The sequence below is a fragment of the Thermostichus sp. OS-CIW-31 genome, from assembly GCF_054060305.1.
In genome coordinates, this window is record NZ_JBSSDA010000007.1 from 78,757 (window position 1) to 101,283 (window position 22,527).

At 59.4% G+C, this 22,527-nt stretch carries 15 protein-coding genes; 7 read left to right on the plus strand and 8 right to left on the minus strand.

Annotation, left to right across the window (positions count from 1 at the left end; translation table 11 throughout):
• Positions 1-11: 11 nt before the first annotated feature.
• The 3 genes from ACVWY9_RS06040 to ACVWY9_RS06050 all read right to left on the minus strand — a co-directional run bounded on the left by ACVWY9_RS06040 (position 12) and on the right by ACVWY9_RS06050 (position 4,703).
• On the minus strand, positions 12-1,523 hold the full coding sequence (locus tag ACVWY9_RS06040) for an NADH-quinone oxidoreductase subunit M (protein WP_457387781.1): 1,512 nt from the start codon (positions 1,521-1,523) through the stop codon (positions 12-14).
• 12 nt (positions 1,524-1,535) lie between these two features.
• On the minus strand, positions 1,536-3,383 hold the full coding sequence (locus ACVWY9_RS06045; RefSeq protein ID WP_457387805.1) for an NAD(P)H-quinone oxidoreductase subunit F: 1,848 nt from the start codon (positions 3,381-3,383) through the stop codon (positions 1,536-1,538).
• Between the two features lie 72 nt (positions 3,384-3,455).
• A complete protein-coding gene (locus ACVWY9_RS06050; RefSeq protein WP_457387806.1) occupies positions 3,456-4,703 on the minus strand; it encodes a lipid-A-disaccharide synthase-related protein in 1,248 nt (415 codons plus the stop codon).
• Between the two features lie 71 nt (positions 4,704-4,774).
• On the opposite strand from ACVWY9_RS06050, the gene ACVWY9_RS06055 reads away from it, so the two are divergent.
• From ACVWY9_RS06055 to ACVWY9_RS06065, 3 genes are all read left to right on the plus strand, one after another.
• Positions 4,775-5,110 (plus strand): hypothetical protein, encoded by a 336-nt coding sequence (locus ACVWY9_RS06055; protein WP_011433411.1) that lies wholly within the window; start codon positions 4,775-4,777, stop codon positions 5,108-5,110.
• A gap of 109 nt (positions 5,111-5,219) precedes the next feature.
• Positions 5,220-6,266 carry a thiamine phosphate synthase gene (locus ACVWY9_RS06060; RefSeq protein ID WP_457387782.1) on the plus strand — a complete coding sequence of 349 codons (1,047 nt, stop codon included), beginning with the start codon at positions 5,220-5,222 and terminating at the stop codon, positions 6,264-6,266.
• A gap of 219 nt (positions 6,267-6,485) precedes the next feature.
• A complete protein-coding gene (locus ACVWY9_RS06065; protein WP_457387807.1) occupies positions 6,486-8,009 on the plus strand; it encodes an AAA family ATPase in 1,524 nt (507 codons plus the stop codon).
• Between the two features lie 103 nt (positions 8,010-8,112).
• Here ACVWY9_RS06065 and ACVWY9_RS06070 read toward each other — a convergent pair whose 3' ends face one another.
• The 5 genes from ACVWY9_RS06070 to ACVWY9_RS06090 all read right to left on the minus strand — a co-directional run bounded on the left by ACVWY9_RS06070 (position 8,113) and on the right by ACVWY9_RS06090 (position 13,901).
• Positions 8,113-8,370 carry a hypothetical protein gene (locus ACVWY9_RS06070; protein WP_457387783.1) on the minus strand — a complete coding sequence of 86 codons (258 nt, stop codon included), beginning with the start codon at positions 8,368-8,370 and terminating at the stop codon, positions 8,113-8,115.
• A 152-nt stretch (positions 8,371-8,522) separates the two neighbouring features.
• Positions 8,523-8,978 (minus strand): J domain-containing protein, encoded by a 456-nt coding sequence (locus ACVWY9_RS06075; RefSeq protein ID WP_457387784.1) that lies wholly within the window; start codon positions 8,976-8,978, stop codon positions 8,523-8,525.
• Between the two features lie 202 nt (positions 8,979-9,180).
• Complete coding sequence (locus ACVWY9_RS06080; RefSeq protein ID WP_414330782.1) at positions 9,181-10,713, minus strand: leucyl aminopeptidase; 1,533 nt, start codon at positions 10,711-10,713, stop codon at positions 9,181-9,183.
• 81 nt (positions 10,714-10,794) lie between these two features.
• Positions 10,795-12,120, minus strand: a complete 1,326-nt coding sequence (locus ACVWY9_RS06085; RefSeq protein WP_414406827.1) for an FIST signal transduction protein — start codon at positions 12,118-12,120, stop codon at positions 10,795-10,797.
• 107 nt (positions 12,121-12,227) lie between these two features.
• The gene (locus ACVWY9_RS06090; protein WP_457387785.1) at positions 12,228-13,901 is read right to left on the minus strand and encodes a LysM peptidoglycan-binding domain-containing protein; all 1,674 of its coding nucleotides are present in this window, start codon (positions 13,899-13,901) and stop codon (positions 12,228-12,230) included.
• 340 nt (positions 13,902-14,241) lie between these two features.
• Here ACVWY9_RS06090 and cysS point away from each other — a divergent pair, with 340 nt between their 5' ends.
• The 4 genes from cysS to ACVWY9_RS06110 all read left to right on the plus strand — a co-directional run bounded on the left by cysS (position 14,242) and on the right by ACVWY9_RS06110 (position 22,524).
• A complete protein-coding gene (cysS, locus tag ACVWY9_RS06095) occupies positions 14,242-15,825 on the plus strand; it encodes a cysteine--tRNA ligase (RefSeq protein WP_457387786.1) in 1,584 nt (527 codons plus the stop codon).
• A 420-nt stretch (positions 15,826-16,245) separates the two neighbouring features.
• Positions 16,246-18,909: a TIGR03960 family B12-binding radical SAM protein gene (locus ACVWY9_RS06100; protein WP_457387808.1), complete on the plus strand. Its 2,664-nt coding sequence runs from the start codon at positions 16,246-16,248 to the stop codon at positions 18,907-18,909.
• Between the two features lie 766 nt (positions 18,910-19,675).
• Entirely contained in the window at positions 19,676-21,847 is a 2,172-nt protein-coding gene (locus ACVWY9_RS06105; protein WP_457387787.1) for an Rne/Rng family ribonuclease, read from the plus strand.
• A gap of 35 nt (positions 21,848-21,882) precedes the next feature.
• Complete coding sequence (locus tag ACVWY9_RS06110) at positions 21,883-22,524, plus strand: ribonuclease HII (RefSeq protein ID WP_457387788.1); 642 nt, start codon at positions 21,883-21,885, stop codon at positions 22,522-22,524.
• The last annotated feature ends 3 nt before the right edge of the window (positions 22,525-22,527 follow it).

Below are 22,527 nucleotides of genomic sequence, written 5' to 3' on the forward strand. Positions count from 1 at the left end.
ATCTCATCAAATCACCAAAAGGAAGACAACCCAAACTGAAAGGCAGTGACCAGTCCTGCAACACCAGCTAGGTTAGCCTTGGCCAAGGCCAAGGTGGTGGACTCCACCCAGCGGGTTGCCCAGCTAGGCTGCAGGCCCAGTAACACCACCAGCGTTGCCAAAACAACAGCAGGCAGGCGCTCTTCAGTGGCGTGGCGTTGCATGGCTATGGCCACTTGCGAGAGGCGCCCAAAAAAGACACGGTTCACCATCAGCAGAAAATAGGCCGCCGTCAATCCCGTCCCCACCATGCACAGGAGCGTTTGCAGGGGAAAGACGGCAAAGCTGCCCCGAAAGAGGGTGAACTCAGCTATAAAGCCCACCATGCCCGGTGTGCCGCCACTGGCCATCACCCCTAGCACCATCAAGCTGCCAATAAGCGGTAAGCCCCGCTCCGGGTTGAGCAATCCCCGCAGCAGCTTGAGATCCCGTGTGCCGGTGTTGGCATAGACGGCTCCCACCAGAAGAAACAGCAGCGAGGAGATGAGGCCATGGCTGACCATCTGAAAGATGGATCCCACCAGGGAGAGGGGAGTGGCTGCTGCTACAGCCAAGAGGATGTAGCCCATGTGGGCAATGGAGCTGTAGGCCACCAGCTTTTTCATATCCTGCTGCACCAAGGCGTTCAGGGATCCATAGAGCACGTTAACCACCGCCCAACCGGCCAGCCAAGGCCCGGCTTGATCCCAAGCATCCGGTAAGAGCTGCAGGCCAAAGCGCACCAGGCCGTAGGTGCCCAACTTCAAAAGCAAACCCGCCAGCAACACGGAAATGGGGGTGGAAGCCTCCACATGGGCATCCGGCAACCAGGTGTGGAAGGGCACCAAGGGGATCTTGATGGCCAGCCCCAGCAGAATGGGAATAAGCAACAGGGTTTGTTGCACCAGGGGCAAGGGGTGAGCCTGCAGGACGGTATAGGTAAAGCTGTGGGCATCGCTCAGCCAACTGAGGCCGAAAAAGCCAATCAAGAGGAGGATCCCCGACAGAGCGGTGTAAATCAAGAACTTGGTGGCGGCATAGGTGCGGCGCGGCCCTCCCCAGATGGCGATGAGCAAATACAGGGGGATCAGCTCGACTTCGTAGAACAGGAAAAACAGCAGCAAATTCTGAGCCAAAAAAGCTCCGGCCACCGCTGCCGCCAGCATGAGCACCAAGCTGTAGTAGAGGCGGGGCCGCTCCACCTGGCCGCTGGCCCAAATAGCCATCAACACCAGTAGCCCGGTCATCACCACCAAAGGCAGAGAGATCCCATCCACTCCCACCTCATAAACCAAGCCCAACTGGGGGATCCAGGCCATCCTTTCCGCCAATTGCAGGGATCCAAGGTGGGGGTCAAAGATCAGCAACAGCCCCGCGCTCAGGCCAAACAAAACCCACCCAAACCCCAAGGCCAAAGCCCGGTGCAAGCCCTTCCCCGCCTGCTCGGGAATCAACCCAATCAAGATGCTCCCCAACAACGGGATCCCAATCAAAAGGCTCAACATGGCTCTCTCCCATCAATAGGCCAACCCCAAATGGGGCGAACGCAGTAGCCAAGCTGTAACCAACACCACCCCCATGACAATCACCAGCACATAGAGTTGCATCCGCCCCGACAGGGTGTACTTGAGGGCTTCGCCGCTGAAGAAAAAGGCCAGGCTCACCCCGTTCACCAAGCCGTCCACTCCGTTGCGATCCAGCCACTCCAATCCGCGGGAGAGGGCGCTGACCGGTTGCACCACCAGGGCTTGGTAGAGGTGCCCCGTGTAAAAGTCGTGGGCCAGCAGATCCTGCAACTCCGGCCAGGGCAGGTGCACCCTCCGTTGGCCTCCCCAGTACAGCCAGCCGCCAATGGCTGCCCCCACCAGCCCAGCAGCCGTCAGCAGGGCTGCCATCCACCTCAGCTCCGGGCTCCAGTCGGGATAGAGTCTCCACCGCCCAAACAGCCAGGGCATGAGCAAGGTTTGCACCGTCAGGATGCCCATGGGCAGAGCCATCAGCCAGCCCACCTCAGGGGCCCGGCGGGTTTTGGGTTGAGGGGATCCCAAAAAGACCAGGCCAAATACCCGCGCCAGGTTGAGAGCCGTCAGCCCATTCACCAGCAGCAGCACCCCCACCAGGGCCGGCTGCACCCCGCTGTAGACCAGCGCCAGGCGGGCCAGCGTCCAAAAGCACCCCAGCGGCAGCAGGGCCACCATCCCCAGGGATCCCACGGCAAAAGCGGCCACCGTGGCCGGCATGCGGCTGCGCAGGCCCCCCAGCTCTGTCAAATCTTGGGTAGAGGTGGTGTAGATGAGGGATCCCACCCCCATAAACAGCAACGCCTTAGCCAGGCCGTGCATCAGCAGCAACTCCAGGGCCAGCTCCGGCTGCTGCATTCCCACTGCCACAAACACCAACCCCAAGTAGGCACTCGTGGAGTAGGAGAAGGTGCGTTTGATATCGATTTGCGCCAAGGCCACCAGGGATCCGCCCAGGGCTGTGATCGTGCCGATGGCCACCAAGACCCCATTCGTAATCGGCGACAGGGCCAAGAGCGGCTGCAGCTTAATCAGCACAAAAGCCCCGCAGGCCACCACTGCCGAATTGCGCAAAATCGAAGCCGGGTTGGGCGCTTCCATCGCCTCATCCAGCCACAGGTGCAGCGGAAACTGGGCGCATTTCCCCAAAGGCCCTGCAATCAAAGCCAACCCCATCAAAGCCGCCCAAGCCGGATCCAAGCTGGCCGTAGCCGCCCAGTCCCGCAGGTCGGAAAACGTCAAGGCCCCAGAAAAGTTGGAAACCGCCACCACCCCCATCAGCAGCAACAGATCCCCTACCCGCTTGGTTAAAAACGCATCCCGCGCCGCCGTCACCACCAGAGGCTGGGCGTACCAAAAGCCCACCAGCAAATAGGTGGAAAGGGTGAGCATCTCCAGCAGGGCATAGCTGAAAAACAGCGAGTCACTGAGGGCGATCCCTGTCATTCCCCCCTCGAAAAAGCCCATCAGGGCGGCAAAGCGACCCAGGCCCCAGTCCCTATCCAAATACCCCAGCGCATAGATCTGGGCCAGCAAGCTCAAACCGCTGATCCAGACGACGGCCCCCATTGTCAGGGGCGAGATCTCCAAAGACAGGGTCAAATCCAGATCGGCCACCCGAAACCAGGGGTAGTTCAGGATCTGGGGATCCCGACCCCAAACCTGCCGCAACAGCCAAAGGCCATGGGCAAAGGCGGCAAAAGTCAGAAGGATGTTGAGGTAAGCTGCCGGACGCGGGCCACTGCGCTTGACCCACCCCGTTGCCCAGGGAATGGCCAAAGCTGTTCCCGCCCACCCATAGCAAGGGATCCACCAACTGCTCTCCAACCCCAAAAGGTTTGACATCATTAAATGCTAAATACGGAAAACTGGATCCAATGGAAATCAGTCAGGCTTTTGAATCGCTCGTTCTCTATTTCACGATATACCTGGCTCGAACGGTTCCAAAGTCGGGCCGGCTGGCCGGAGCCAATCTCGAAGTTGAGCGGCAATGCGCCGGGCAGCTCCTGGGGATCCCATGCGGCGGCGTCCATGGGCCTGCAACTCAGCCGCGTAGTTGGGATCGGCGGCCAGGCGTTCCAGAATCCGGCCAACCACGGCGGGAGCCTGCTCCACTGAGGTCAGGTGGACGGCGGATCCCAAAAGACGGGTCTGTGCTTCGGCAAAGCGCGGGGTAAACTGCGGTCCCTCTCCCGGCAGGGTCACCACCGGTTTTCCCAGGCCCACACATTGCTCGGTAGCCGTTCCCGCCATGGCCAGCACCACTGTTGCTCGTTGGGCACAGGCCCCGAAGTCCCCCCAAACCAGAAGCACATCGCTGCGCTGAGATGGGATCCAAGCCTGAAGCGGGTCTCGCTCCAGGTTGGGGCTGAGGGCAGCATAGACTTGCAGCTCCTTTGGGAGCCGCTCCACCACCTGCATCATCAGAGCCCAGTTGCGATAGGCTTCCGGCGGACGGGATCCGGGCAAGAGCAGCAAGGCCGGTCGGTGGGGATCCAAAGGCAATGTCCCGCGTGGCTCTAGGCCATCCATCATCGGGTTGCCCAGGTAAAAGGCCCTTAGGCCCCGTTTTTGCAAAGCTGTAGCCGTCAGCTCATCCCGCAAAAAAGAACCCAGGCAGCGTCGGTGGGCCATCAGCCAGCGCTCCCAGGGCAGGTAATCGGAAATCGGCTGCCCAAAAGGGATCCAGGGGTGTCGGTAGGGACCCCCTTCATCCCGCCAGTAATAGTCCGACTTGGCCGTGCCCACAAAGACGTAGGGGATCCCACTCCACCACGCCATCAGCAAGGGCACAATATCCCCCACGGCCAGCACCAGGTTCCTCTGGGCTGCTGCCCGCCGAACCAACGCCAATTGCCGCCCCGTCAGCCCCAGCAAACCGGCCCGCAAATCCCGCCACAACTGCCGCCAATCCTGATAAATAAACCCCCCCGACGGCATCACCTGGGCAATGGGCAGCAGGGGGATCCCTTGGCGTTGGTAGGCTGTCCCTTCTCCCACAATCGGCAAGGCTTGCACCGGGATCCCCAGTTGGACTAGGGCAACAGCAAGGCGACTGCCCACCTCATCTTCCCCGTGTCCATTGCTCAGACACAGCACCTGCGGTGGGTTTGTCGGATTCCATTGGGTTTCCACAGCTTGCCGTAGGCGCAATCTGGGCTGAATCAAGAGGGATCCCCCAGCTCACCAGAAATCTCCTCATAGAATAGAGCCAATCCAAGAGGGGAACCCGGGAGATGATCCGAAATGAGCGACAACGAGCCGAGCTTATTGCAGCGGTAGAAGCCCTTCAGCTGGAAGGCCCCTACTTTATAGAAGAGCGCCTCGCCCGCCATCGCGGCCCTTTCTTGCGGGCAGTGAAAGATGTGCCTGTAGGGGGAACTTGGTGGGAGATCCGCTACTTTCCCGCCTGCGAGCGCTATGCTTGGGCCTACTTGCCGGAAGGGGCCGGCCCACGGGCCTTCGCCTGGGGACACACGCCGCAGCAAGCCTTTCTTAACGCCTTATGGCATCACCCTCTTTCTCCTCAGGGCCAAGGACAGCCTCAGGGAAACCATTCCGATTTACAGTGAGTTGACTACTCTCCACCCTACTGACTTGCTTCCGGCTAAGGGTAGGACGGGGCTTTAGGCGCATTTTTTTGGTAAAAATTAAGCAACTCTCTTCCCACGTATAGGGAACATGAAACCCCAGGCCGTCGCCCGTATTCTGGATGCCAACCTCGATCGAGCTCGTGAAGGACTACGGGTATTGGAAGAATGGTTTCGTTTCGGCCTGGAAGAGGGAGAGCTCTCTGCCGAATGCAAGGCCATGCGCCAAGCCCTAGCCCGCTGGCACAGCGATCCCCTGCGTTTGGCCCGCGATACCCCCGCCGATCCAGGCACCCAGATCTCCCACCCCCAAGAGGAGCAACGGCGGGATCTCCGCCACCTCTTGCAAGCCAATTGCAGCCGTGTGCAAGAAGCCCTGCGGGTGTTAGAAGAATACGGCAAGTTGGCCGAATCCCACCACTGGGTGGCCCCTGGCCTGGCCAAGCTGGCCAAAGACATGCGCTATCGGCTCTACGTCTTGGAAAGTGAACTGCTGGGCGGATCCCTGCGGCAGCGTCTCCTGGCAGCCCATCTTTATTTGGTGACCAGCCCTGTGCCCCACTGGCTAGAGGTGGTGGAAAAATCCCTGCGGGGCGGGGTGACCCTGGTGCAATATCGCCGCAAAAACCTCCCCGACGGCGAGATGCTGCGGGATCTCAAGCAGTTGCGGCAGCTGTGCAACCGCTACCAGGCGCTGATGATCGTCAACGACCGCGTGGATTTGGCTCTGCTCAGCCAGGCAGATGGGGTACACCTGGGCCAGACGGATCTGCCGGTGGCTGAAGCCCGACAACTGCTGGGATCCCAGCGGCTCATTGGCCTGTCCACCACCAACGCCGAAGAGCTGGCCCAAGCCCTGAACAGCGACGTGGACTACATCGGCGTCGGCCCCGTTTACCCCACCCCCACCAAAGTGGAGAAACCCCCTGCCGGCCTGGAGTACGTGCGCCTGGCTGCCGAGAAAGCCCACCTGCCCTGGTTTGCCATCGGCGGCATCGATCCCCACAACCTGCCCGAGGTGCGTCGAGCTGGGGCCACCCGTGTAGCCGTGGTGCGTGCTTTGATGGAAGCTGCCGATCCCACCCAGACAGCCCGCACCATGCTGGCCGAACTGCAAGGGATCCCTGCCCTATCCTAAAGATCAACCGTGAAGCTCAACCGTGAGCATTTTGCTGCTTATTGGCTGTTCCAATCCAAATGGTTTCTGAACAAGTGAGAGGAAGATGAAGTAAGGATGTTCTAAACTCCAGAGGCGATGACAGAAGCCGCAAGAAAAACAAATCCAGACAGCAGGGATCCTGCCCTGGTCGAGATCCCGGCGGAGCTGCAAGCAGGGCTGGTGACAGAGCTGGATTTGATGATCCGGGCCCGCTACCCCCTGGTTTACTTGGTCTCTCCAGAAGAAGAGCCTGCCGATGCCGTGCTAACCCAAGTAGCCAGACGGACAGACCCACCGCGGCAATTGTTGTTCTGGGACTTGGTGCGGGGCTGGCAAGATACAGGCGAGGATCGGGGCTCCATCATGGCAGCTCTGGGGCGGGTGTGGCGCTCTGCCCCCAACGAGGACACTCTCTTTGTGCTGCGGGATCTGCACTTTGTGTTGCGCAACGCCACCAGCGACAAAAACGCTCCCATCATCCGGGAGCTGAAAAACCTCAGCCGCGAGCTCAAGCGCACCCGCAAGATGCTGATCCTGCTCAGCCACACCCTGGAAGTGCCCAGCGACCTGACGGAGGAGATCACCGTCGTCGATATTCCCCTGCCCAACAGCGAAGAGATCAGCCGCCTCATCCAGCTCTATGTGGCTCCAGATAAGCTCAAGCTTACCCCTCTAGCCCGCGAGCAACTGGTCAAAGCCTGTCAAGGGCTGAGCCGAGAACGTATTCGCCGCGTTTTGGCCCGCGCTTTGGCCGCCAAGCAGGAGGTCAACGAAGCCGATATCGACCTGGTGCTGGAGGAGAAAAAGCAGGCCATCCGCCAAACCGGCATCCTGGAGTTTTTCACCGCCCGCGAGACCCTCAAAAGTGTGGGGGGCCTGGATAACCTCAAGGCCTGGGTGCGAGTGCGGCAAGAAGCCTTTACCGAAGAGGCGCGTCGCTATGGCCTGCCCAACCCCAAGGGCGTGCTGCTGGTCGGGATCCAGGGCACCGGCAAATCCCTCTCCGCCAAGACCATCGCCAATGAGTGGCGGTTGCCCCTGCTGAGGTTGGATGCTGGGCGTCTGTTTGCCGGCATCGTTGGCGAGTCGGAAAGCCGGGTGCGGCAGATGATCCAACTGGCAGAGGCGATGGCCCCCTGCGTGCTTTGGATCGACGAGATCGACAAAGCCTTTGGCAACATCACCAGCAGTGCCGATGGAGATTCTGGTACCAGCCGCCGGGTGTTTGGCAGCCTGATTACCTGGATGCAGGAGAAGACCAGCCCCGTTTTCATTGTGGCCACTGCCAACAACGTGCCGCTGCTGCCGCCAGAGCTGTTGCGCAAGGGCCGCTTTGACGAGATTTTCTTCTTGAACCTGCCCACCCACGCTGAGCGCAAAGAGATCTTCCGGGTGCATTTGCAGCGGTTGCGCCCCAGCCGCCTGCGGGAGTTCGACCTGGAAGCCTTGGCAGCCACAGCTCAGGACTTCAGCGGGGCCGAGATCGAGCAAGCCATCGTAGATGCCATGTACAACGCCTTTGGGGGCAGTGGCAGCAGCACTCGGCGGGACTTTACCCAAGAGGATATCCTGCAGGCCATCCGCGAAACCGTGCCTTTGGCCTCGATTGCCCGCGACCAAATCGAGAGTCTTAAGTGCTGGGCTGCTCAAGCGGGCGCGAGAACGGCCTCTCAAGATGCCCAGGTGCTGCAGGAGATGAAGCAGTGTTTTGCCTCTTCTTGAGATTCAGAATGGGTGAAATCCACCTCCCAGCCCAAATAAGGCGGCTAGTATGCCAATACCCACAGCAACTCCAGCCGCTATCTTCAAGTTTTCTTCTAGGCTTTTAGCATCTGCCTTTTCCTTCATTGCAGTTAGCAAAAATAGCTGATCCTCCCCACTCAGCCCACTTATAAAATGGGGATATAGATTCGATAGGGACAGCTTTAAAATGATCGATCTTAATTCTACAGTGAAGCTCAAGCTGGGAAAGCTTCGAGTTCCTATCTTTCTCTATCTGGGCTATTACTGATTTTGCCTCTTCCTGTAGCTTCTTAGCGCTCTCAACTTGCGACTTGCTATATCCTTTATCAAAAATGGCCATAAAAAGACTAATAACTGAGATTAGAAAGAGCACAAGCCCGATTGAGCTACTTAAGGCACCAATGAACAAGCTCAGGACTAAAAGCGAGAGGGCACCCAGTATAGTGTCACTTTTGGTGGCAAAGGTATGATCAATTTTAGCTTCCTCTTGTTTTATTTTTTTATTCCGATAGAGATCAAGTTTCTCCTTAACTCAGACTTAACTTGCTCTACTCTTTGGTTATAGTTGGCCTCGATGTTTTTCTTACGACGTTCTATCTCTTCTGCAGCTTCCTTTATCTTGTCGAAGTCAAAGGGCCAAGGGTTGCCGTCTTGGGTGCTGTAACCGCGTTCTGCTTTTAAGTCTTGGTCATACCCGCTCCCTTTTGTGGGCGAAGTCTGGGAAAGTCTTTGGGAGTCATAGGCTTTTCGCTTCACAGGATCACTCAGGACCGAGTATGCTTCCTGAATAGACTTAAACTTTTCCTCAATGTACTGCCGCGCTTTAACAGGCGTATCTGGGTGAAGTTTATCGGGATGGTATTCTTTGGCAAGCCGCCTATAGCTCTCTTTAATTTCTTCTAGAGTTGCATTGGGCTGTAATTCCAGCTCGCGGTAAAGGTCTTTCATGGGAGGATCCGGCGCAGGGGGCCTTGTGCCGGCTACTTTGATGCGGGGATCCTATTCCCTGAGGGGAAGCCTTGCAAAGTGCTACTCAATACCTAGACTCTTTTTTAAGCCTATTTTAGGGATCGGACAGCTCCAGCCAAGCAGCCCTTGGCTCCTCCCTCAGTAGATGCTTTTTCAAGGCCCAACGTCCAGAAAGGCGGGGTTATGAGCAAGCTGCTGCGGCTTGCCGCGCCAAGACCCACTCCACCAGGGTGCGCACCCCATAACCGGTGGCCCCTTTGTTGTTGTAGCCTGCATCCTTCTCTGTCCAAACGGGGCCTGCTATATCCAGGTGGGCCCAAGGGGTTTTCTCCACAAACTGCTTCAGGAACAGGGCAGCGGTGATGGATCCCCCTGAGCGGGGACCAGTGTTTTTCATGTCGGCCACAATGGAGCTGAGACCCTCGAAGTAGCCTTCCTCCAGCGGCAGGCGCCAGATTTTTTCGCCGGAAAGGTTGGCAGCTTGCTGTAGCTCCTGGGCCAGCGTCTCATCTGGGGTGAACAAGCCGGCAATTTCTTCCCCCAGAGCAATCACACAAGCACCGGTCAGGGTAGCCAGATCGAGGATGGCATCAACGCCCAGCTTTTCCGCAAACACCAGGGCATCTGCCAAGGTGAGGCGGCCTTCTGCATCGGTGTTGTTGACCTCAATGGTCTTCTGGTTAGAAGCGGTGAGGATATCCCCTGGGTGGATGGCATGGCCGCTGATCATGTTTTCCGTGGCAGCGACGATGAAGTGCAGCTCCACTTGCGGCTTGAGGGCGGCTAGGGCCCGTGCAGCTCCCAAAACTGCCGCTGCTCCCCCCATGTCGGTTTTCATCATGGCGATGCTGCGGGAGTCGGTTTTGATGTTCAGCCCACCGGAATCAAAGGTCAGCCCCTTGCCCACCAGGGCCAATTTGGTAACAGGATCCCCTTGTGGCGGCTTGTAGGTGAGGTGAATGAACTGGGGCGGCAGATCAGAGGCTTTGGCCACACCCAAAAAAGCCCCCATCCCCAGAGCTTCGCATTCTTCCTGTCCCAAAATCTCCACCTCTAGGCCATATTCCTGGGCCAGTTGGCGGGCGGTATCGGCCAGGGCAAGAGGAGTCACAATGTTGGCGGGGGCAGCCACCAATTCCCGAGCCAAGATGGTTCCTGCCGCCATCTCAATGGCCCGCCGCAGCGCGGCCTCGTAGTCAGAACGGGCCTGGGCCAACCCCGGCACCAAAAGGGTTACTTCCTGCACAGAAAAGCTGTTTTCCTCTTCCCCTTTGGCTGAAGATTTGAACCGATTGTCCCGGTGCGCCACCAGTAGGCAGGCTTCGGCCACCGCCTGAACCCCACGCACCCGATCCAACCCCGTCTCCGGCAAAGACAGCATCACCTGCTTGGCTTTTAGGCTGTGAGCCTGGCGCAGGCCGTTGGCTGTGGCCCGTCGTAGGGCTTCTAGCGTTAGGGCGGCGGGATCCCCTAGCCCCACCAACACCAGTTTGCGGATCTCTCCTGTCAGGCGCAGGGCAACACTGCTATTCGGCTTCCCCTGAAACCCCTGCTCCTGAACGGTTTCCGCCACCAGCCCCGACCACGCCTTTTCATCCCAAGAGGCGATCTCAGGGGGCAGAGGAAAGCGGCCATTCCCGCCGGAAGCGGCAAAGCAATAAACCAGGGCACATTCCCCTTGAGTGAGTGGCGGCTCGCTGAGATGAAGCTGCATGAGAAACCCTTGACCAAGCTGTTGACAGCAGATCCTCAGTTTATCTAATTTTGCCGGCTCTTAGGGCAAGGGATCCCCCCTCTAGTGGGCGGGCCGGAAGATCCCGAAGCAGGAAGTGTAGCCGTGTAAAAAGGTGGATCCCCCAACGGGGCCGATCTCACCATTGCAAAAGAACCCCCCCAAGGGCAGCTCTCCAAGCAATTCCCGAAACCGTTGCGAGTCAAAATCGGGAGTGCCGTACAGGCCCTTGCCTCGCCCCAAACAGGAGAACATCAACGCCCCACAAGGCTCCGGCCTCGGTTGAGAGGGGCTTTGCCTCAAGTTGCGCTCGGCACAATAGCGGCTGAGGGCCCAACGCAGATCTTCTGCCGAAGTCTGGGCATCCCGCAGATGAAATTGCACCGTCTGGCCAGGGCGCACCTGATCCCCGATGGCCAGCGCCCCCACGCGCGGATCAACGCCCAAGATTACGCGAATGAGGAAATCTCCCGGCGTCGGCTCCGACTTGAACTCATCCATCAGCAGGCCGATGAAGAGAGAGTGGCGGGCCAATCGCTGATCCACGGGACTGAGCCGCTCTGCCAAGTCCTGCAAAACCGCTAGAGGAGGGCGACCCTCCAAGCCAAGAATCACATTCCCCTCTGCTTCCGTCACCCGCAAGGGATCCCCAATGGGGCGACACCCCTGGGCCACCACTGCATCCAGCACCACATTGCCGTAGAGCGCCAACCCCACTGTGCCCTCTCGATACAGCTCCCGCCGAGGTGTGAGGGTACGCGCATCCAGCAAAAACAGAGCATTGCCCCGAGGGCCGCGGCCCCCACTGGCCAATCCCCCCACTTTGACGGATCCCGGATAGGCGAAATCCAACCCCTGCAGCAACTCTGAGATGCCAGAGGAAAATCCATCGGCCAAGAGCAGAAAATGAGGCTTGCTCTGCGGCGAAACCCCAACACAATCGATCCAAGCAGAAGGAGCCGCATCCAAGTCCGGCAATTGGTTCCCCCGCAGATGAAAAGGATGCAGCACCACCTCCGGCATGACTGCCAAAGACAAGGAGAGAGCCGGGCCATCCTCAATTTCATGCCCCCCACCCACAATGCCACCGCCGGAGCAGCCGATCAAAACGTCCACCTCCAGCAGCTCCGACAGCAACGGCAACACCCGGATGTATTCGCTGGCAAAGGCCGCCGACACAAACAAAACCCCCAAGTTGGGCCGCAGCGGCTGAGAGGGGACATACCCCGTCAGCAGCCCCGGCAACCCACCGGATCCCACCGTCTGCACCTGCCGACTCAGGACACTTTTCAGCTGGGCCGCCTGAAGCTTGGCCTTGGCTTCCTCCACCACCTGCCGCAGAGCCGCTTCTAGGGAAGGGAGCTGGGAGAGCGCGTTCACCCACTGCATCGGCGTGTTCCTACGGTCTGGAGTTTGCTGTCTTTAGGGTAGCTGTCTTTAGGCTAGCAATTTATGGCCAGGCTGGCTGTTCTGTGTAGTCTCGCTTTGGGACAGGATCAGGGCAGATAGGGCCGGGGATCCACAGGCGCGCCCCCGCCGGGGCGGACTTCAAAGTGCAGATGCGGCCCTGTGCTCCAGCCAGTGCTGCCGCGGCTCATGATTGTCTGCCCCTGCTGCACGTACTGGCCTGTGGAAACGTAAATCTGATGGCCGTGGGCATAGCGAGTAACAATTCCGTTGGGATGGCGAATGTCCACTCGATTGCCGTAGCCATCCCCAGCATTCCCCGCGAAGAACACCACTCCCTCCTGAACGGCTACAATGGGGGATCCCACGGGGCCAGGAATATCTACCCCTGCATGAAGGCGACCGCGACGGTAGCCAAAGCCAGAGGTGATTTGCCCGGAGACCGGCCAGACAAACCCACTGCTGCGAACCTGGGGAGGGGCTGGAGGGGGCGCTGGCGGAGCCTGTCGGGCGGGAGCTGGGGTGGGCTGCGTACCCGGCGCCGGAATCGTAAGGCGTTGGCCAATGCGCAGCCAGTGGGGATTGCGCAAGTTGTTGGCTTGAATAATGGATCGCTGAGTTACCCCATAGCGGGCGGCGATCCGTTCGATGGTGTCACCGGCTCCAACTGTGTGGGTCAGGGATCCACCGGCCAAGAGGGCCTGCCGTTCTTGTTCCATTTGCTGGGCCCGGCGTTGCTGCTCCGCCTGTAATCGAGCTTGGGCTTCGGCTTGGCGTTGGGCTTCCTCCTCTTGCTGGCGGCGCTCTTCCTCTTCGCGAGCTTTCTGGGCAGCGATCATCTCCTTCTGACGCTGGATCAACTCGCCCACATCGCCGGGGATGAGCAGGCGTTGGCCAATGCGCAGATATTCCGGGCGATCCAGAGGAGTCGCTTCGATAATCCGCTGCTGGGGAACTCGGTAGCGGTTGGCAATGTCCTCCAGTGTGTCTCCCTGCTTGACGGTGTAGATCAATCCCGGCTGGCTGGGGATGAGGAGAACTTGCCCCGGCTTCAGCTCAGTACTGGCCTGAATACCATTGGAGACGGTGATGGCAGCCGCGTCGAGCTGATACATCTGGGTCAGTTGCCAGAGGGTTTCCCCCGGCTGAATTTCATGCTCCAGAATGCCTCTGGGCCCTTCTCCTGTCGGGATTCGCCCTTCTGCGAAGGCTTGGCGCAGCTGCTCCTTTTTCCGCTCGTAGTTTTGCTGCAGAGCGCCAGATAGCGTATGCACAGAGGGTGGGATCGGCTCTACCGCCGGAGACAGGGGGCGATTCAACTGTCGCTGCTGTAGGGTAGCGACTCCGGCCAAGCCCAGCATCAGCAAAAGACCAGTGGCCCAAGCCGGATATCCCCGACGCGCAGGAGCAGAATCCCCCGGCTCTGGATGGGCTGTCTCAGGCTCGGTTGGGCACCTGGGGGTGGCCGGCAGCTGCTCTTCCCCAGCTTCTGCGCAGGGATCCGCCTCCAGCTTCAGAAGCCATACCAGGCCCGTTAAGCTGAGAGAGAGGGCCAAACCAACCCATCTTGGCTTCGACCGCCCAGAGAGAGGGGCTGGAGCCCACTCCAGAAGATAGGCTTCCTCGGCAGATGAATCCGGAGAAGTCCAGGACTGTTCTGAAGGGATCCCCTTTAGGGGTGGGGGGGAAAGGGTGCTCACGGCAGCACCGCGGAAATCCAGCTCCCCGTTTTGGGGATTGGGGAAAGTGGGTTTTAAAGGCATCCTCACACCAACAGGCTGACACTAGAGTGCAAGAGAAGAAGATGTCAAAATGAGGGGCATAAGCCCCTTGGCACCGAGCACCCCAGGGGTGACTCAAGCCGGGGTGGAGCTCGCTAATGAACAGGCTGGCTCGCACTCAGGTTAGAGTACCGTAGTTAACAAATCTAGACAAGTCTTGGCAGGTAATTTCAGCCACAATGCTTGCCTCACAATGGTTCCAGCCCTTGGCTCGTTGAGATTTTGTCGAGCCTCATCCGATTCAAGACAAAGTGCGCCATCGTCTTTTTTTGGAAGACAAAGCCTGTTTTGCTGTAGCTGAAACTACAAACTAGGGATACCCATGGATTTGGTTGTCTATAACACATTGACTCGCCGCAAGGAAGTGTTTCAGCCGCTGGCAGCAGGTGGATCTCAATCCGTTTCTGTCGGCAATTCCCAGGGATCTGCAGCTCCAGTTGCGGAGGAGAAGCCCCTGGTGCGGATGTATGTCTGTGGTGTAACGGTTTACGACCTCTGCCACCTCGGCCATGCGCGTACCTACGTGGTTTGGGACATGGTGCGTCGCTACTTGGAGTGGCGCGGCTACCGAGTGAAGTATGTGCAGAATTTTACCGATGTGGACGACAAGATCCTCAAGCGGGCGTTGGAACGTGGCGAATCCATGCAAGCGGTGGCGGAGCGCTTCATCGCCGAATATTTCCAGGACATGGATCGCCTGAACATCAAGCGGGCCGATCTCTACCCGAGGGCAACGCAATCGCTGCAAGCCATGTTCCAGTTGATCCAATCTCTGGAACTCAAAGGCTTTGCCTACCGGGTACGGGATCCGATTCGACACCAGACCGACCAGTCTTCCCTCCTGCAAGCGGGACACCAGCCAGAGACCCCCGCCTCTGTTCAGTACTCTGTTTACTACTCTGTCCGCAAGTTCCCGGATTACGGCCAGCTATCCGGTCGAAAACTGGAGGAGATGGAGGCGGGAGCCAGTGGCCGGGTAGGAGAAGAAGGAGCCGACAAACAGGATCCCTTCGACTTTGCCCTTTGGAAAGCGGCCCCCCCTTCTGAGCCGGGGTTTGCCTCCCCTTGGGGTTGGGGACGACCGGGCTGGCACATCGAATGTTCCGCCATGGTGCGGGAGACCCTGGGAGATCACATCGACATTCACGCCGGCGGGGCAGATTTGATTTTCCCCCACCACGAAAATGAGCTGGCCCAATCGGAGCCAATCACCGGCAAGCCGATGGCCAAGTACTGGATGCACAACGGTTTTCTCAACATCAACGGCGAGAAAATGTCCAAATCTTTGGGCAACTTCACCACCCTGCGACAGGCCCTCGCCGTCTATCACCCCATGGCCTTGCGGCTGTTTCTGTTGCAGACCCACTACCGTAGCCCCATAGATCTCACCGAGGCAGCCATGCAGGCGGCTAGCCGTGGCTGGGAAACCCTCCAGAAAGGGATCCACTGTGCCCAGCACTTCTGCAAAGAAGAAAAGGGATCCCCTGATGCTGAGGCCATGCAAGCCTTTCAAGCTGCTATGGACAATGATTTTGGCACCCCTGAAGCGCTGGCTATCGCCTTTGAATTGGCCAAAGAACTCACCTGCGAACACAACCTGTTCACCCATCAAGGCCAAACCCATCTGGAGCCCCAGGCCCTCAAACAAAAAAGCGCTGCCTTGCTGGAGATTTTGGCTACTTTGGGATTCTGTTGGCCCTCATTCTCTGAATTCGAGGGATCCAAAGAAGCAGCTACAAATGGGGAACTTAACTTTAAAAAAATCGAGGAGCTGATCGCGCAGCGCTCGGCAGCCCGTAAGGCGAAAAACTTTTCAGAGGCAGATCGCATTCGGGATCAGTTGAAAGCCTTCGGCATCACCCTCATCGATCAAAAAGATGGCACCACCCGTTGGCTGCGAGAATAGGGGTTGAGGAGCATGCCTCTAACCCCCAAAACCCTGAACTTTGCTGAATTTACTGAGCTTTAGGCGGTTTGGCAAAAGTCATTGAGAGGGATATAGTAGACCAAGTTTCCCCCTGATCCTTGAGTCCACCGCAACGGTTGCCGGGAAGTGAAGGGGGAAAGCGCTCGGGGGGTATTCCTCAGGGCTTTGCGGGATACCGCCTTCCTGCTCAGAGATAGGCAGGATGCGATCGCTTCTTTCCTGAACCATGTTCAGGAGAGTTCAGCGTGAATGTATCAGCATTCCTCGGGCTCATTCAAAATGGATATGGCTGTAACCTAGGGGCTCAGAGGGGCAAAGTGCTTCTCCCTTCGTTTGGGTTGCTGGAAAAGTTCGGCTAGAGTCAGATCAGTGACTGTGTCAACGTCTCGGCGGATCCCCATGCTCTCTCTGGCTGCAACTGAACCGCATCTGAGTCCCATCGATCTGGATCGCCTGCTTACCCCTGAGATTCAGCGGCCAGCCCGCTACTTGGGCAAAGAGTTTGGCGCCGTCCACCGTCCTTGGGATTCGGCACGGGTGCGTTGGGTGCTGAGCTATCCAGAGTTGTACGAGGTGGGAGCTTCCAACCTAGGCCACCTCATCCTTTACAACATCCTCAACGCCCAGCCGGATCAACTGTGTGACCGCACCTACTTGCCAGGCCCGGATCTGGCGGCCCGCCTGCGGCAGTTGGGGATCCCCCTCTTTGCCGTGGAATCCCGCCGTCCTCTGCGCGCTTTCCATATCATTGGCTTCAGCCTGGCTTACGAGCTGGGGGGCACCAACATCCTGGAGATACTGGATCTGGCCGGGATCCCGCTCAAGTGGTGGGAGCGGCAGCCCTTTACCCCGGAAGAGTGCCCTCTGATCTTTGCCGGCGGGCCAACCGCCACCTCCAACCCGGAGCCTTTTGCCGACTTTTTCGATTTCTTCGTCTTCGGAGATGGGGAAGAGGTGCTGCCGGAAATTGGCCAAGTGCTGGCCGGATCCCTGTCCAAGCCCCGCCGAGAGGTCTTGCTGGAGCTGGCCCAGGTGCCGGGGGTGTACGTGCCCCAGTTTTACGAGGGGATCCCGCCTCGACCCATTGTGCCTGGGGTGCCGGAGCGCATCCGCCGTCGGGTGGCCCTGCCTCAACCCCAATACTCCATCGGCCTGGTGCCTTTGGTGGAAACCGTCCACGACCGCCTGGTGATGGAAGTGCGGCGGGGCTGCACACGGGGCTGCCGATTTTGCCAGCCGGGAATGCTTACCCGACCAGCGCGGGATGTGGATCCGGAAGCAGTGGTGGAGGCTGTGGTGCAGGGCTTGCGGAGAACAGGTTACAACGAATTTTCCCTCTCTTCTCTCAGTTGCTCCGACTACCTTTCCCTGCCGGCGGTGGGAGCGGAGCTGCACAACCGTCTCCTCAGAGAACACATTGCCCTTTCCCTGCCCAGCCAGCGGGTGGATCGCTTTGATGAGCAAATTGCCGCCATCATGAAGGGATCCCGCCGCTCCGGCCTCACCTTTGCCCCCGAAGCTGGCACCCAAAGGCTGCGGGACATCATCAACAAGGGCCTTACTGATGCCGACTTGATTCGCGGCATTCGCACCGCCGTCCAAGAGGGCTGGGACAAAATCAAGCTCTATTTCATGATTGGCCTGCCCGGCGAGACCGACGCCGATGTCCTGGGGATCGCCCGCACCGTCGAGATGCTGCAGCGAGAATGTGCAGCCCTGGGTCGCAAGCGGGTGGAGTTTACCCTCACCCTCTCCAACTTCACCCCCAAGCCCCACACCCCCTTCCAGTGGCACCGGGTGGACTACGCCGACGTGCAGCGGAAGCAGGCCCTGCTGCAGAAGGAGCTGCGCCGGCTACGGGGAGTCAAGGCCCACTTCACCGATATCCGCTTCAGCATCCTGGAAGACTTCATCGGCAAAGGGGATCGTTCCCTAGGCCGCATGATCGAGCGGGCTTGGCGGGCCGGTGCCGGCATGGATGCCTGGTGGGAAAGCATCGACACCGCCTATGCTGCCTGGGTGAGGGCCTACTGCGGCGAAGAGGTGGATCCTGCCGCCGCTCCGGTCGCCCTCTGCGCCCATCTCCCCATCCGGGAATTGGGCCTGGAGGATCCCTTGCCCTGGGATCACATCGATACCGGCATCGACAAAAAATGGCTGCAAAAAGACTACCGCCGCGCCCTGGAAGCCCTCACCGTGGAAGACTGCTCCTTCGAGGGCTGCTCCGCCTGCGGCATCTGCGGCCCCGGCTTCGGCCACAACATCGTCATTCCCCCTCCGCCCGTCCCGCCCCTGCAGAGCCAACCCACCCCCACCCCGGATCCCCTGGAGCCGGAGCCACCTGCCCAGCGTTTCCGCATCACCTACGGCAAAACCGGGGATCTGCGCTGGCTGGGCCACCTGGATCTCATGCGCCTGTGGGAACGGGCCTGTCGGCGAGCGGGGTTACCTCTGGCCTTCAGCGGCGGCTACCACCCCATGCCCCGCCTGGCCAACGCCAACGCTCTGCCCATCGGCCAGGAAGGCTATGGCGAAATCCTGGATCTGGAGCTGCTGGATCGGCCTGAGGGTCCTCTGACGCCTGAGAAACTGCGCGCCCTTCTGAGCGAACAGCTGCCCCCGGAGATCCCCATCCAAGCCGTCCAAGAAATTAGCCTTCGGGATCCCTCGGCCACCGCAGCCGTTTACGCCGCCGAATATCAGCTCACGGTGAGCTGCGAGTTGCCCAAAGCCGTTCACGGCAGCGGGACGGAGTCCTCTTGGCCTGCCTGGGTCACCCAGATCCTAGACGCGCAGGAAATCTGGATTGAAAAAACCTCCAAGTCTGGCAAGTCCTCTCCCTTCAATGCCCGCGCCCTGCTTTACTACCTAGAGTTTCAGGGCCTGACCCCCGAGGGCAGCGCTTGCCTCCTTTACCGGGGCAGTTGCCGCAACGACGGTGCCTACCTGCGGCCCACCCATCTGGTTCAAATGGCCGAGTCATTGGGGTTGCCCCACTGGACACTACAGACGGCAAAGCGGCTGCGCCTGTTGTGGGAGAACCCCCTAGCCGATCCAGATTGAGCACTTCCTCTGGGAGCAACCCAAGGGCTAAGGGTCTGTCTGGGCTGAGGGATCCCACAAGCGCTATAATGTTGCTATTGCTGGCTCCTGCCGCTGTGGGGCTCGCCAAGCATCAACTTGACCAAGGGCGGGGTGAGCAGCAGGCAAAAGCTGGGCCGGATTCTGGAATGGAGACACTCTTAACTCAGTACCCAGGGCAGGTAACAGGCGTGATGGGGTCGAGTCGATAGGTGCAACAGAAAAGTGTGCCTCTTCGACCTAGCCCAGATCTAACCAGAAAATTTTACCCTGAGAAGGTGCTTCTTTCCGCGCGCAAACCCTGTCTTGTTGTGGACTATCGCTACGCGACGCTTTCGCGAACAGGCTGGGCCGCACAACTGGGGTTCTGCAATGGGCCAGCGTTGGATCTCCCGAGGCGGAGCCGTCTTGCTCCCTGAGCCTATCGATTGAGCCCATCCATGAATCTCCATGCAAACCTCACCGAATCCATTCATCCCATCCGATGAGTTTTCCTTCCAATCAGCAGAAGCCCCCCGCTGTACCCACCAGAGCCAGCATTGGGTAGTTCACATGCACTTAAACTCACCTCACCCATTGGAGAGGAAACAAAGCCAAGCGTCAAAGCAGAGCTGAGGGTAATGGACAGCCCCATGATGAGTCAATCCTGGTCAAAGAAACTTAAGCGGATCCCGGCAAAAGGACAACACCTCGCCAGAATGAGGGTTCAACCCGTAACCGCGTGCCCTTGGGGCGGGGAGGAAGGTTGATGCCCAGGCAGATTGTCATTGCCGAGCAACATCGAGTGGCAGCCGTCTTCGCCGAAGATCAAGTGCAGGAGCTGATCGTCGCCAGCGGCGCTCACCAAGTGGGAGACGTTTACGTCGGAATCATCGAGAACGTTCTGCCCAGCATCGATGCCGCTTTCGTCAACATCGGCCCTGCAGAGCGCAATGGGTTTATCCACGTCAGCGACCTGGGCCCGCTGCGCCTCAAGCGAAGTCATGCCTCGATTTCTGAGCTGGTCTTGCCGCAGCAAAAGGTGCTGGTACAGGTGATGAAAGAGCCTACCGGCAACAAAGGGCCAAGGCTTACCGGAGATTTGGCCTTTCCAGGGCGGTATTTGGTGTTGCGACCCTACGGAAAAGGCGTTCATCTGTCCCGCCGCATCGAGGATCGAGAAGAACGCAACCGTTTGAAGTCGCTGGCCATTTTGATTAAACCCCCGCAGATGGGCCTGTTGGTGCGCACCGAAGCGGAAGGTGTGTCCGAAGAAGCGATGATCGACGACCTGGAGCAATTGAAGAAACTCTGGGAAGATATTCAACAGCAGTATCAGGCAGCACGGGGGCCGGGGCTACTCAACCGGGATGACGACTTTATTCAGCGGGTGCTGCGGGATGTTTACTCCGACGATGTGAACCGTATTGTGACCGACTCTGCGGCAGGAGCGAAGCGAGTCCGTAGCTATCTGCAGGGCTGGAACAAGGGCCAAATGCCCCCTGGTGTCGTTGTCGATGCCCACCGCGAGCCCACCCCCATTCTGGAGTATTTTCGGGTCAACGCGGTTATTCGGCAGGCGCTGCGGCCACGGGTGGATCTGCCCTCTGGTGGCTACATCATCATCGAGCCCACCGAGGCCCTGACGGTAATTGATGTTAACTCGGGCTCCTTCACCCAATCGGCCACTTCTCGGGAGACAGTGCTGTGGACAAACTGTGAGGCGGCTACCGAGATTGCCCGCCAATTGAGGCTGCGCAACATTGCCGGTGTGATTGTGGTGGACTTCATCGATATGGATTCCCGCCGCGACCAGTTGCTGGTTTTGGAGCATTTTAACAAGGCCCTCTCCAGCGACAAAGCTCGCCCACAGGTGGTCCAACTGTCGGAATTGGGGCTGGTGGAGCTCACCCGCAAACGGCAGGGGCAAAGCCTTTACGAGATCTTCGGCTATTCTTGCCCCACCTGTGAGGGGCTGGGGATCCTAGCCCGCTTGCCGGGGGCCGAGCCAGGGCATCTGTTAACAATAGAAAGCGGCCTGACGGTAACGCTACCCACCGAGGCGGAAGGAGGGGATGAGGAAGAGGCCGGCCCGATCCTGCCCCGCGATGGCAACCCCCAACGGGCACGCCTGCGAGTAGGGAGCGATGGGCTGTCTCGAGGCGATAGCCGTGCGCTGCTGCGGCGGTCGCGCTCTGCCCCCGGACAACGACGCCCCAGCCCGGATCCCTTTACGACTTCAGACGATCTGGAGGAAGAGCCACGGGTTGAAACGGGACGCAAGCGTCCCCGTGAAGACTGGGGGGATCCCCGCACTGGCCAGCGCCTCGTTGCCCGGAGCCTGGATACTCCTGTAGAAGAGGAAGCCCCAGAGCCGATGCAACTGCCAGGGGGCGGAGCAGACCTAAAGCGTCAAGAACCCCGCCGTTCTGGCCCTGGGGAAGAGGCAGAATCCGCCTCACGCAAAGATCACACTTCCCCAGCCCGCACCGTTCGCGCCAGCGGGACGGAGTCCTCAGAAGGCCGTCCGGCTCCGGTACGGCAAACCGTCACCGTGGAGATGACCCCGTTACAACAACGGGTCTACTCGGAGTTGGGACTGTCGCCGCTGTTGCTGCTTGACCAGCCGCCGCCTTGGGGCCGAGACACGGCGGTTAGGGTGGTTCTGCCGGGAACTCTAGAGGCGGAAAGTCCGCCCAGGATGGAGACTGAGGCAACTTCTCAGACAGAGGAGTTTGCACCCGAACCGGATGCCTTGCAGGAGAAGGAGCCGCTGGACAACCTCTCTCCACCCGAACTTTCTGAACCCGAAATCCCTTCTGCTGAATCGTTCGTGCCAGCCGTGCAGAGCAGCTTGGCCGAGCCAGCCGCGGAACTGGGGATCAGCCCTGCCCAGCAATCTCCAGCAGCCTCCAGGCGACGGCGCTCCCGCAGCAGTTAGGCGCTGCTCTCAAGCCCAGGGGCAGGCATGGGAGTATGGTGGAGCGGGCAAGGCCGAGTTTGATCTGGGAGGGATCCCTTTGGCAGCAGGGGATCCTGCGGGTGGCGGGGGTGGATGAGGTGGGGCGGGGGGCCCTGGCCGGGCCGGTAGTGGCGGCGGCGGTAATTTTGCCGGCCCAGATGGATCCCAAAGAACTGGAGGGAGTGAGGGATTCCAAACAACTGCGTCCGCAGCAACGCGCTCAATGGGCGGAACGGATTCGGCAGGTGGCTTTGGCTGTGGGCGTTGGCAGTGCCTCTGCTGCTGAGATCGACCGGCTCAACATTCGCCAGGCCACGGTGCTAGCCATGCAGCGGGCTTTGGCCAAGTTGGATCCAATCGAACACATTTTGCTGGATGGATTGCCGCTGGCCGAGCTGGGATCCCGGCAAACGGCCCTGGTCAAGGGGGATCACATCAGCCTCTCCATTGCCGCTGCTTCAGTTGTGGCCAAAGTCTGGCGAGATGCCTTGATGCAGAGCTGGGATCGGCAGTACCCCGGCTACGGCTGGCGCACCAACGTTGGCTATGGCACGCGAGAGCACCGACTGGCGTTGCAGAACTTGGGGCCCACCCCGCAGCACCGCCGCAGCTTTGCCCCCTTGGCAGAACTGAAAGTCAGCAGATATGATGGTTAATGC

Bases quoted from the DNA above. Each gene is read 5' to 3' on its own strand.
- ACVWY9_RS06040 (WP_457387781.1), bottom strand. From the start codon at position 1,523: ATGTTGAGCCTTTTGATTGGGATCCCGTTGTTGGGGAGCATCTTGATT.
- ACVWY9_RS06045 (WP_457387805.1), bottom strand. From the start codon at position 3,383: ATGTCAAACCTTTTGGGGTTGGAGAGCAGTTGGTGGATCCCTTGCTAT.
- ACVWY9_RS06055 (WP_011433411.1), top strand. From the start codon at position 4,775: ATGATCCGAAATGAGCGACAACGAGCCGAGCTTATTGCAGCGGTAGAA.
- ACVWY9_RS06060 (WP_457387782.1), top strand. From the start codon at position 5,220: ATGAAACCCCAGGCCGTCGCCCGTATTCTGGATGCCAACCTCGATCGA.
- ACVWY9_RS06065 (WP_457387807.1), top strand. From the start codon at position 6,486: ATGATCCGGGCCCGCTACCCCCTGGTTTACTTGGTCTCTCCAGAAGAA.
- ACVWY9_RS06070 (WP_457387783.1), bottom strand. From the start codon at position 8,370: ATGGCCATTTTTGATAAAGGATATAGCAAGTCGCAAGTTGAGAGCGCT.
- ACVWY9_RS06075 (WP_457387784.1), bottom strand. From the start codon at position 8,978: ATGAAAGACCTTTACCGCGAGCTGGAATTACAGCCCAATGCAACTCTA.
- ACVWY9_RS06080 (WP_414330782.1), bottom strand. From the start codon at position 10,713: ATGCAGCTTCATCTCAGCGAGCCGCCACTCACTCAAGGGGAATGTGCC.
- ACVWY9_RS06085 (WP_414406827.1), bottom strand. From the start codon at position 12,120: ATGCAGTGGGTGAACGCGCTCTCCCAGCTCCCTTCCCTAGAAGCGGCT.
- ACVWY9_RS06090 (WP_457387785.1), bottom strand. From the start codon at position 13,901: ATGCCTTTAAAACCCACTTTCCCCAATCCCCAAAACGGGGAGCTGGAT.
- cysS (WP_457387786.1), top strand. From the start codon at position 14,242: ATGGATTTGGTTGTCTATAACACATTGACTCGCCGCAAGGAAGTGTTT.
- ACVWY9_RS06100 (WP_457387808.1), top strand. From the start codon at position 16,246: ATGCTCTCTCTGGCTGCAACTGAACCGCATCTGAGTCCCATCGATCTG.
- ACVWY9_RS06105 (WP_457387787.1), top strand. From the start codon at position 19,676: ATGCCCAGGCAGATTGTCATTGCCGAGCAACATCGAGTGGCAGCCGTC.
- ACVWY9_RS06110 (WP_457387788.1), top strand. From the start codon at position 21,883: ATGGTGGAGCGGGCAAGGCCGAGTTTGATCTGGGAGGGATCCCTTTGG.